This is a genomic window from Rhodococcus marinonascens NBRC 14363, from assembly GCF_001894885.1.
Lineage (GTDB): Bacteria > Actinomycetota > Actinomycetes > Mycobacteriales > Mycobacteriaceae > Rhodococcus_F > Rhodococcus_F marinonascens.
The window spans coordinates 1-6,992 of record NZ_BCXB01000061.1 but is presented as its reverse complement, the minus strand read 5'-3'; the positions used below and the strand labels follow the sequence as shown (position 1 = coordinate 6,992).

Annotated in this window: 8 protein-coding genes; 5 read left to right on the top strand and 3 right to left on the bottom strand. The window is 63.2% G+C overall.

The window, feature by feature from the left end; translation table 11 throughout:
• On the bottom strand, window positions 1–464 hold a 464-nt coding region (locus tag RM2_RS22025; protein ID WP_373863375.1), incomplete at its 3' end, for a YncE family protein.
• A 553-nt stretch (window positions 465–1,017) separates the two neighbouring features.
• Between RM2_RS22025 and RM2_RS22020 the strand changes: the two genes are divergently transcribed.
• The 3 genes from RM2_RS22020 (at window position 1,018) to RM2_RS22010 (ending at window position 3,414) form a co-directional block, all read left to right on the top strand.
• Entirely contained in the window at window positions 1,018–1,590 is a 573-nt protein-coding gene (locus RM2_RS22020) for a recombinase family protein (RefSeq protein WP_072691629.1), read from the top strand.
• Window positions 1,591–1,863: 273 nt separating this feature from the next.
• Window positions 1,864–2,391, top strand: a complete 528-nt coding sequence (locus RM2_RS22015) for a hypothetical protein (RefSeq protein WP_072691628.1) — start codon at window positions 1,864–1,866, stop codon at window positions 2,389–2,391.
• Window positions 2,392–2,997: 606 nt separating this feature from the next.
• Window positions 2,998–3,414 (top strand): hypothetical protein, encoded by a 417-nt coding sequence (locus tag RM2_RS22010; RefSeq protein WP_072691627.1) that lies wholly within the window; start codon window positions 2,998–3,000, stop codon window positions 3,412–3,414.
• A gap of 480 nt (window positions 3,415–3,894) precedes the next feature.
• On the opposite strand, the gene RM2_RS22000 is transcribed toward RM2_RS22010, so the two are convergent.
• Window positions 3,895–4,410 carry a GNAT family N-acetyltransferase gene (locus RM2_RS22000; RefSeq protein ID WP_072691625.1) on the bottom strand — a complete coding sequence of 172 codons (516 nt, stop codon included), beginning with the start codon at window positions 4,408–4,410 and terminating at the stop codon, window positions 3,895–3,897.
• A 164-nt stretch (window positions 4,411–4,574) separates the two neighbouring features.
• Between RM2_RS22000 and RM2_RS21995 the strand changes: the two genes are divergently transcribed.
• Window positions 4,575–5,183 carry a hypothetical protein gene (locus RM2_RS21995; protein WP_072691624.1) on the top strand — a complete coding sequence of 203 codons (609 nt, stop codon included), beginning with the start codon at window positions 4,575–4,577 and terminating at the stop codon, window positions 5,181–5,183.
• Window positions 5,184–5,312: 129 nt separating this feature from the next.
• On the opposite strand, the gene RM2_RS25460 is transcribed toward RM2_RS21995, so the two are convergent.
• Window positions 5,313–6,389 (bottom strand): excalibur calcium-binding domain-containing protein, encoded by a 1,077-nt coding sequence (locus RM2_RS25460; protein WP_245814093.1) that lies wholly within the window; start codon window positions 6,387–6,389, stop codon window positions 5,313–5,315.
• Window positions 6,390–6,629: 240 nt separating this feature from the next.
• On the opposite strand from RM2_RS25460, the gene RM2_RS24245 reads away from it, so the two are divergent.
• Entirely contained in the window at window positions 6,630–6,866 is a 237-nt protein-coding gene (locus RM2_RS24245) for a hypothetical protein (protein ID WP_139277893.1), read from the top strand.
• Window positions 6,867–6,992: the final 126 nt, after the last annotated feature.

Below are 6,992 nucleotides of genomic sequence, written 5' to 3'. Positions count from 1 at the left end.
CGGGTTCCGTCCGGGGTGACCGCCACCCCGGACGGGCCGGCCCCGACCGGGATGGGCGCGCCCACGACCGTGTTGGTGCCGGTGTCGATCACCGACACCGTGCCGTCACCTTGGTTGGTGACGTAGGCGCGGGTTCCGTCCGGGGTGACCGCCACCCCGAACGGGCCGGCCCCGACCGGGACGGTCGCGGTGACCATGTTGGTGCCGGTGTCGATCACCGACACCGTGCCGTCGCCAACGTTGGTGACGTAGGCGAAGGACCCGTCCGGGGTGATCGCCACCCCCACCGGGAAGCTTCCGGCGGGAAGGGGGACGGTGTCGATGACGGTATCGGCGGCCGCGGCCGCCGCCCCCATCCCGGCCATACCCAGGACCATCGCGGTGGTGGCCGCCGCCGCGAGTGTGAGACGCGCGGCGCGCCCCCCGACCCTGCGGTAACCGCGCACCGTGCTGTGCTGATTCACATTCGTCTCCTACCTTGTGAGGAACAACCTGGATCAACCTTCGTCATGTCGGGAACCGGCGGTCGGAACCGAAACCCAGCCCACCGGAGGCTAACAACCGGATTTCGGTTCCGACCCCAAATCCGCCGAACTCCTCACAGGCACAAGGCCGCACAAGGTAGTATCGAACACCCGAACGGCCGGGCCGAGGGATCGACGCGGGCGTGAACGCAGGGTTACCCCGGTGGCGCTCTCAGCCGGGCATCCGGTCGGCGTTCGACAAGTCCTCTTCCGCTGCAGGGACTCCCGCCGATGCAGAGACCGTCGTGGCCGCGATCGAGGACACCGTCACCACGCCGCTAGAAACCGCAATACCCTAGTACCTCGATACCTTGGTACTGATGGACGCGAGCTGCACGCGTCTCGCAAACGTTCGTTTGTCAGGACTCGAGACTGTTCACACTGAGATCCCCGAGTTCCTGCGGCGGCACCCCGGCAAACCGTCTTGTAAACCGTCTTGCAAACCATCTAGTCTCAGAACCGAACAGACACGGGATTGCGAGACAGGAGCGCAGTGACAGTCATCGGATACGCGCGAGTAAGCACCACCGACCAGAACCCGCAACTACAACTCGACGCACTCGCGGCCGCAGCCGCCGAGAAGGTGTTCACCGACCACGGCGTGTCCGGTGCGAAGGCATCGCGCCCGCAGCTCGATGCCGCACTCGGCTACCTGCGCCCCGGCGACGTGCTCACCGTGTGGAAACTCGACCGCTTGGGCCGCAACACCGTCCACCTGCTGCAGCTGGTCGACGACCTGCACTCCCGCGGCATCGGATTCCACAGCATCACCGAAGGCCTGACGACCGAAGGCCCGATGGGCAGGGCAATGCTCACCGTCATGTCGGCGTTCGCGCAACTCGAACGCGACACGATGATCGAACGCACCAAGGCAGGCTTGGCCGCGGCCGCAGCGAACGGCCGCAAGGGTGGCCGGCGCCCCACGTTCAACACCGAGGACGTCGACCAGGCGCGCAAGTACCGCGACCGGGGCATGAGTGCTGTCGAGATCGGAAAGCTCACAGGCATGTCCCGCGCCACCGTGTACCGGCTGCTCACGGCCGTAGAGACGGAAGCTGCGAGCTGACCGCATCGGTATCCCCAACCGAAACCACGTTGCTACGCGAAGCACTCGACAACGGGCATTGTGAAACATCGGTTATGGACACAAGTTTCGGAACACCGAGTGTGCCTGGTCGCCGAACCCGGGCTCGGATGGTTCAAATACGTCCTCGGTTTACGGAACAGCCTCGCCGGGGCCCCACTCGTCGGCCGATCTCGGCGCCCGGACCGTTGCATCGCGTTCGGTGAACTCGTAGCCCGTTTGACTGGCAGGTAAAGTCCCAGTAAAGATTCACGAATGGATTTCCGAAAGATCGCACGACGAGCCGTGACAGCCGCGGCGACCCTACTCGTATTAACCGCCCCCGCTGTGGCATTGGCACCCGCAGCCAACGCCGCGCAGGTGTACCCGTTCGGAACCGACATCCGAATGAGAGCCTCGGGGAACATCGCCTCGATCACCCTCTACAGCACGGGCGCCAATGCCACCCAAATCAGCATCAAATACACCGCGGGTGCTGAGGGGATCGAAGGATGGGAGCTACGGCGACCCTCACTGACCTACGGCCCCTCGGGAATCCCCGCCGCGTCGAACTACGAACACTCCTCCGGCACGTTCAGCGGCTTCGTCGCCCCATACACCTCGGTCACGCTGAAGTGGGCGTACAAAGTGAACTACAAGAAACTGAACCCCGCCACCATGACCGCCTCGATCGGGTTCGACGAGGACTACATCTGGTCCGGCGATCTAGGAACACGGATCGCCAACCTACTGCCCCCACCCCCGCCGCCGCCGCCGGCACCGTTCGGCAGTTTCGGTAGCTGACCTGCGCCAGCTTGCGCGCAAAACCGCGAAACTGTAGCCCGACTTCGACACAATTACAGAGGTCAACAGGCATGAGAACCTGAAGCACACCCTGCGGTGAAAGAAGTTTTTTTACCGCCTCAGAATTCCAAACGCATCTATTGGTTTGGGAGGCGTAAGGGGAACGAAAGAACCCCATGCTGCCAGAGCGCCGACTCGGCAATGCGGCGGGGCAACACGTGCCCCGCCGCAAGCGCTTGTCAGTAGGTCAGAAGCGCGATCAGCTGCCAGATCACCAGAGCCGTCGCGGGCGTAAACTAGCGTCGCGTTTCGCTAATCTTCGCTGCATCTCGACACCACTCTCGGCCACCTGTCAGACCCTGGTATGAGGAACATCTCCGACAGATCCTCCGCTAGGCAGTAGCGGTCTTGCTGCGGTTGGATGTTGCTGTGGCAGTGGAGTTACCGACCGATGAGCAGGCATCCCAGTAACGAGGCTTCGACGATCCGATGCCGGATTGCCACACTGGCAAGCTTTGCAATGTCTTGCTCCGGTTGGGGTATCTCACTCTTGATCGAACGCACCCTCAACCCGGGTGCTAGTGCATCGACTGGTACCAATGTGCAATGAGAAACGTCATCATCGCACTTGGGGCTGGTGCGCTGGCGCTGGCTGGCTGCGCCGATACTGTAGACGACAATACTGGGACGGCATGTGCGGACTTTGAGACTGCTCATGATGAACTCTTCAGCCTTTCCCACAACGGCAAAGGCGATCTCACGCTCGAACAGTGGACGGCCGCGAAGGCCGATGCCGTCAGTGCCATCGATGCTGCCGGTCTGTCGACCAGCAACAGTGACGTGAAGGAACGAATGGTGGCCCTGGCGTCTGCAATTCCGGTGGGCACAGTGAAACTCATGACCAGCAAGTCGGTTGCGGAAGAATTCAATGCGAACTCGGCCGCTGTCGTGCGTGCATGCGAAGCTGCCAATTCCAGCATCGACGTCCAGGAGATTGCGATCGACTGGTTTATGGGTCCGTAGGCTGCGCAAGCCTGGATTACTTCTCATTGTGTCCGTAGCCATGCCGGCCCGCCGGTGCGATCCGGTTCCACACGAGCTGACACGTGCCAATGAGCACTACAAGAAGTGGCAGTCCGAGGTTGATCCCGATCTGGAAGATGGTCGTTGCGGTACCGATTGCCGCCTTATCGGCACCGCAGGAATCGGGTCCGGAGCAGGCGCGGCTGCGGCACCGCAGTCCGACAACACCCCTGCGAATGATCACGCCTGTCCACTGAAAAGATCTCCCCGAGAACGGTATTGAATGGCGGAAGAGTTCGCGCGGAAGATGCACCGCGGTGACAGCTCGGCTGAGGCTGCACTTCGCACCGTAGGTACACACGCAAGGACGGCGCTCCTTATCGCCAGTCCCAGTGATTAAGCGCAGGTAGGGGCACAAACCTTCGTTTGCGGAACACCCTCGCCGCGACCCCCACTCACCGGTCAGTTTCGGTCGGTGCGCTACGTGGCGGGTTCCAGGTCCCTCCGCATGCACGCCCTCGGCCACGCGTCGAGGCCATGTGCTGCTTCGGCCTTCCGAATCGTGCGGAGACCGGCGGTTTCCTCGTCGACGGCGAGATAGTGGAAGCCCAGCCGCTCGTAGTACGGCCCGTTCCACACCACCTCGGTGAACGTGGTGAGCGTCATCGCGGTGATGTCGCGAGCGCGTGCCCAGGTCGCGGCGTGCTCGATCAGCGCTTGCCCGATGCGCTTGCCTGCGTGATCCGGATGTACCGAGACCTGCTCGAGATGCACGTTGCCGTCTACGACGTCCACCATCGCGTACGCAGCGGGGTAGTCATCTTCTCGGACCCACACCCACAGGCGGCCGTCCTGGTGAAATTCACGCAAGGTTTCCAGCGATGGCGGGTCGTCCTCGGCGACAGCGACCATGCCGATGTCGGCGAAACAGATCCCCGCCGCTCGTTCTATCTCTTGCAACGCGGGCAGTTCGTTCAGGCGCGCAGCACGGATCACGGGTCGGACCTTATACGTTCGATACTTGGACGCGTCAACTTCCGCGTCGCCACAGAACCCAAGCGTCAGGCAACCCTGGTGCGCCGGGCCCCATCAACAGCCAGTCAAACCATCCTGACGGCGAGCATGGCCGATACAGGGACGACGGGCTGCACACTTGAAGAATGGAGACGCGCGGCAATGGAGCAGGTGAGACCGCACGACCACCGGGACAGTGGTTGGCGGCATTCACATTCGTATTGACTGTCGGCATCACGTTCGCAGCGGTCGACTGGTGGCCTGGAGCGTCGCGCGGTCTGGACGCCTTCACAAACCTGTTAATCATGGTGGGGCTCGGCGGGCTACTTCTCATCGCAGGACTCGTCTGGGCGGTCAAGACCCTCTACCTCGTCGGCCGGGACCGCCGATGGTCGTGGTGGATCGTGCCGGCCCCGGCTATCGTTGTCGCGGCCCTGCTAGTCATCCTCCTCGTTCCCGCGCCCTTCCATTCCGCGCGCGGCGACTTCGAGGCAGCCGCCCAACGGTTCTCAACCTCACCGGAATCCCAGGCATTCGACGTGAATGTCGGGCCCTTCACAATCTCGAGCATCACGCGAGAAGCCGACGGTACGATCTACTTCCACGACTCCGACCAAGCGTTCTTTCACGCGATCGGAGGGTGGGTGTACTCACCCGCAGAGGCACCCACCGGAGACGGCATGTACGAGAAGTTCGAGAGCAGGCACATCGACGGACCATGGTACGAGTTCAACGCCCGGCACCCGAACTGGTAGGCCGTACCCCGGGCACTCAACGACGTCGTCGTGCGGAGGCCGCGAGGTCGGCCGACGTAGCGCTCCGCATCGGAGATGCTCCTGCACACCACTTCTGTCTGGAATGTCGCGGTGCCAGTTGCGGCGCGGTTACTCGCAGGCGACGCCGTCCCCGTCGCGGTCGAGTTTGCTGCTATAGCCGGGGTCGCCGCGGTAGATGGGTGCGGCACCGGCGTCCCTGACTGCAGTGCAGTTCTTGTAGGAGACCGAGGCTCGGCTCGGTGCCGGTGCCGGTGCCGGTGCCGGTGCCGGTGCTGGTGCCGGTGCTGGTGCCGGTGCTGGTGCTGGTGCTGGTGCTGGTGCGGGTTCCTCGATCACAGCAGGCGGAGGTGGCGCGGATGCGCTCGGGCAGTACCCGGCCACCAAGTCGTAGATCGCCTGGGCCTGAGCTGGGGTGGGGGAGATGCCCTGGTACTCCGCGCGCTTGCCGGCATGGGACGCGATGATGCTGGGCTCCTTGCCGACACTGATCTCCTGGCACGTGTTCCTCAGCAGGTTCGCGATCGGGTTGTCCCGCCGACCGTCCGACAATTCGGGGTAGGCGGCACGGAAGGCCGCCACGAATGCCGCAGTATCCGCTTCGGTCGGCTTGCCGTCGGCCGCAGATGTGGTGACTAGGGGCTCCGAGGCTGCGGGCTCCGCGTCAGCCTCCTCGCACCGCACATCCGTGTTCATCTTGAACTCGCCGGTGCCTTCCGGCAGCCCGGTCTGCGCGGCACCCAGGTTTCCGACCGCGATACGGGCGTTAGCGAGCCGATTCGCGGCCTTTGTCGGGTCGTCGCCGTACGCGCAGTCGAATCTCAGAAAGTAACCGCCGGCGGGCCGGCTTCCGAGGAATTGGCTTTTGAGCTTCTCGTAGGCGAGTTCCAGTGCACGTGAGTCCGCGGTGGTGACCAGAGCACGAAATTCGTCTACTCCGGACTGGTCAAGCGTGTAGGTGGCCGCTTGGACTTCGGCGGTCGTCTCTGCAGGGCGGGATGTGCTCGGCGCCACCGACTGCGAAGCGTTCACTTCTTCCGATTCAGGTGTGGGCGCGAGCGCGCCACCGATAACCATGAGACCGAACGCGCCGGCAGTAACCGCTGCAGCAGGTTTACGCCCCGAGATTCGGGCCCAGTCCAGGCGGCCACGAATCAGAGCGATCACACCGATGATGAGTGCGATCAAACCGACAAAGATAAATATCGTCGACAAAAGTTCCTCCCCGAAATGTGCCAAGCGCAGATACACGCCCGCGACATCTAACCACGGAACCGATTGGTCACGATGGTGAAAGGCCACGCAGACGGAGGTCTCACTGTTCCCGGCCAGCGAACTGATTGCGAGCGAGCCGAACCCGGAACCCTGCAGGCTCCAGTGATCTACGCTCCCCTCCACACACATTCACCCGTGCAGACGAAGGAAGACATGAGCACACCACCACAGCCGACCGACCCGGCCGCACCACTACCGGCCGGGTCTGGGCAGCCCTTACCGCCGTCGGATCCGCCCGGTAGTAAGTATTACGACGTGCGTCTTGCGGTGTTCTCGGTGCCGCTGCTCTGGCTTTTCGATGCGTCCGCGGCCGCGTGGGTTGTGTGGGGTGTGTTCGTCTTCCTTGTGATCATCATCCGGATCGTTTGGGCGCTAAGCGCATACGCCTGACTGACAACACCCCGGCGCCAGCAGCGAATAGAACCAAGGAAGGGTGCAGACTGCGGCCGCCACTGTACGATCCCTCGGGGCGCTCGATCCGGGTGCTGAAGACTTCAGGGGGATTTCACCATGTTC